Genomic DNA, 3,525 nt, shown 5'->3' on the forward strand with positions numbered 1-3,525 from the left:
AATCCCGTCCGGACCGCCAATTTTGGCTCTGTAGCTCAGTCGGTAGAGCAAAGGACTGAAAATCCTTGTGTCGGGAGTTCAATTCTCCCTGGAGCCACCACTAACTGATAGTAAAGCCATTAAGTGGCTTTTTTTATTTTATGAAGTGCTTGGATGTCCTTGTGTCGTGAGAGGGTTGTGTAATTGCAAAGTATTTCTAATAATTAGATGTGCTATAATTAAGTCAAAATAACGATATGGGGTGATTTTATGGATTTTAGAAAAAAAGGAACTGACAAGGAAATTTACGATAGATATAAAGAACAAATTTCACAAGGTAAACATTCTATCTATTTAGTTGAGAAAAATGATTTTTTGATAACAAAAGGTCTGTATAAACTAATTGAATCAACTCAAGAGGAGAAAGATAGTTTTCTAGATGAAGAAGATGGAAAGTATTGGAAGAAAATTCCTCTTGATATATCACATGAAGAATATATGTATATTAAAAAGCTTCATGGTGAAATAAAAGAACACAAAACTAGAGCATCAGGAACATCTATACTAGGACTTGTTGTCATAGTTGTTGGTATAATCATTGCAATTACAATTTCTACTGTGGCACCATATCAGCAAGAAACGCTTAAATTGGCAGCAATTATTACATTGCTATTTGGTTTTTTATTCATCGCGTGCGGAACAATAACTGAAGAAATCAAAAGAATTTATGATGCAATACGAGATTTGAAATGATAATTAATTCATGATTTTTTGATAATTATCAACAATATCATTTCTACTCAAATGTAGATATTTTTGAGTTGTCTTTAAATTGCTATGACCTAATAGCAAACGGAGTGTTTCCAAGTCACCACTATTTTTAATGAATGTGGTTGCAAATGTATGTCTCCATTTATGAGGTGTAATATTTTCTGTGATATTTAGCTTTATTTTTAAGCGATATATAAAGCTTTCAACAGAAGATGTTGTCATGATATTTTTTGTATCAAAATCAAAGAAGATGTAATCATCAATATTATGCACAACAATAAACTTCCTTAATAATTGACTTGTTGATTCAGTAAAGCACACATAACGATCAACATCTGTTTTTGTGATTTGAACATGAATTGAATTTGTGCCAAAGTCTATATTTTTAAGTTTGATATTGATTATTTCATTCATGCGAAGACCTGTATCAAGAAGAAGTTTCAAGAACACATAATTTCTAAAGACATTCTTATCACCCATATTTTTCTGATAATAGTTAAATATTTTATTAATTGTACTTGCTGAAATAGTAGGTATTATTTTTTTCTGTTCTTTAAGCTTTGAGAATTTGAGGGATTTATTACATGTATAAGATATTAAAGATTTAATAGCACCAACAAATTTATTTAAAGTTGAATTTGCAATTTCCGGATTTCTTTCTTTTTGCGACTTAATAAAAGATACTATGATAGTATTTGTTATTTCATCACAATCATAATCCCCCAGGATATCACTAATAACGCTTAAATACTGCTTATAGAAAGCGTGAGTGCCTTTTGCCTTGGTGACACTGATATAATCCATATATTCAATTACAGCTTTAGATACTGTCATATTATCACTCCAATACAATTGTTAAATATTTGCAAAAATTAAAGGTTACAATGTTACACAGTGGTATAAGGGTAATACTATACCTTTTACCACTGTGTTTGGAGGTGGGTTGTCCTACGCTGACCCAACCACACCACCCAATAGCTTACTGTACAATGTGTACAATTCTATTATACTGTCCATTTTGTACAATGTCAAGAAAAATATGTCCAATATGTACAATTGTGTTATAATATGATTGTGAGGTGAGCACATGAAAGAGTATGAATTATTAAAAAATTATCGTGTATATAGAGGATTAACACAAAAGCAAGTTGCAGAATCACTTAATATGACACATTCTGGCTATTCAAAATATGAAAGAGGCGAAAGGAAAATAACAATTGATTTATGGATGGAATTGAGTAAAATTTTAGATATACCATTTAGCGCACTAGGAACTGCTAATAATCCAGACTATTTAGAACAACAATATCTATATAATTACTATGAACAATATAATAAAATGGCAGAGGATATTATAAGTAACAAAGATAAACTATCGGATTCTGAAATAAAGAGTGCATTTAACATATTTAAAAACACATACGAACGCATTGAAACTGAAAAAACTAAACTTCTTGAAATTATTAAACATGATGACTTTGATGAATTAATAAAGAAACTTAAACTTGGTGACATCTTTAAAACTATTTATAAGTAAAATGATATTTAAGATTGGTTGGAGGGGAAATGGGAAATAAAGGTAAACAAAAAAAAGAAGTAATAAGGGAAGAAAAATCGAGTAAAAAAGAAACTCGTCTTCTCGAAAAGGTTGGAGCACTGCTTATTCATAATAATGAAGAAAGAGATATCACGGAAAAAAATAAAAAGATATGTATAGCCTACTTTGCCATATTTTCTGTTCTTATATTCTTTTTCTTGAGTGGCATACTATGGATAATATTTAATAAATTCATTAATTTTGAATTGGGAGTATTTCTAGCATTGTTTCTTATTGATGCTATTTTGTTATTGATTAAAGCCACTTCTATCAAAAGAAGTACTAAGAACTTTAAATTTGATATTTGGGATATAATTGCCATTATAAATGGAGCAATTGCGATTTTATCAATACTAATAGGACTAGGCAAGTATTTTTAGTTAACTAGAGGTTTTACTCAAGCCATCTATAGTAGGTTTTTATTCTTTACATATGATATAATTAAGTTAATAATTTTTGATTATGGGGGAAATTAATGGAAATATATGGAAATAGTGATCTAAATTATATTGCGATTAATTTTAAGGTAATGAGAATAATATCTCTAGCAATATTAATTTTGTTTAATGTTTTTTTCTTACTTTTGAAACCACAAATATCTGACACCATAATAATTTTTTGTATCTCGACTATTATATTCTTATTTGTGTTCTTCACTATTTTTTGGAAATATCTAGCAATTGACATAAATAAACAGATTCTGTCATATAGAGGATACTTTGGCAAAAAACATAATATTGACTTATCTAATGATATCAATGTTGTTATTCATATTAAGATTTATATGCGAGAAACCAAATTCAATAAAAGGCAAGTTGTGTTCTCAGCTGTTTTCTTGAAGGCAACTACAAAATTAATAAAAATAGATACTTATGATTTGAATTATGCACTAGTGAAAATGAAAGGTTCAGAGTTTTTTGATTTCATTACATCAAATTTTGTGCATAAAATAAAGAATATAGATAAATTAGAATGATAATCAGAGTCTCACGGTACAAAAAAAGAAGTCATATTTGACTTCATATATTGCATGAAACGACTGAAAATCCTTGTGTCGGGAGTTCAATTCTCCCTGGAGCCACCACTAACTGATAGTAAAGCCATTAAGTGGCTTTTTTTATTTTAGTTAACTATTAAACGTGTAGAAATATCTATTTTTTTATTTAATCAAAAATGGT

Annotated in this window: 5 protein-coding genes and 1 tRNA gene; 5 read left to right on the forward strand and 1 reads right to left on the reverse strand. The window is 28.9% G+C overall.

Annotated features, from left to right (window positions below; translation table 11 throughout):
- The first annotated feature begins 24 nt into the window (after nt 1–24).
- A tRNA-Phe gene (locus tag KJ971_07390) sits at nt 25–100 on the forward strand.
- Between the two features lie 149 nt (nt 101–249).
- Complete coding sequence (locus KJ971_07395) at nt 250–732, forward strand: hypothetical protein (GenBank protein MBU1145654.1); 483 nt, start codon at nt 250–252, stop codon at nt 730–732.
- Nucleotides 733–735: 3 nt separating this feature from the next.
- Here the strand turns inward: KJ971_07395 and KJ971_07400 are convergent, their stop codons facing one another.
- Nucleotides 736–1,584 (reverse strand): site-specific integrase, encoded by an 849-nt coding sequence (locus tag KJ971_07400; protein MBU1145655.1) that lies wholly within the window; start codon nt 1,582–1,584, stop codon nt 736–738.
- 253 nt (nt 1,585–1,837) lie between these two features.
- Here KJ971_07400 and KJ971_07405 point away from each other — a divergent pair, with 253 nt between their 5' ends.
- The 3 genes from KJ971_07405 (at nt 1,838) to KJ971_07415 (ending at nt 3,323) form a co-directional block, all read left to right on the forward strand.
- A complete protein-coding gene (locus KJ971_07405) occupies nt 1,838–2,287 on the forward strand; it encodes a helix-turn-helix domain-containing protein (protein ID MBU1145656.1) in 450 nt (149 codons plus the stop codon).
- A 29-nt stretch (nt 2,288–2,316) separates the two neighbouring features.
- On the forward strand, nt 2,317–2,727 hold the full coding sequence (locus tag KJ971_07410) for a hypothetical protein (GenBank protein MBU1145657.1): 411 nt from the start codon (nt 2,317–2,319) through the stop codon (nt 2,725–2,727).
- Nucleotides 2,728–2,822: 95 nt separating this feature from the next.
- Nucleotides 2,823–3,323 (forward strand): hypothetical protein, encoded by a 501-nt coding sequence (locus KJ971_07415; protein ID MBU1145658.1) that lies wholly within the window; start codon nt 2,823–2,825, stop codon nt 3,321–3,323.
- Nucleotides 3,324–3,525: the final 202 nt, after the last annotated feature.

The sequence above is a fragment of the Bacillota bacterium genome (genome assembly GCA_018818595.1).
Taxonomy (GTDB): domain Bacteria; phylum Bacillota_I; class Bacilli_A; order Izemoplasmatales; family Hujiaoplasmataceae; genus JAHIRM01.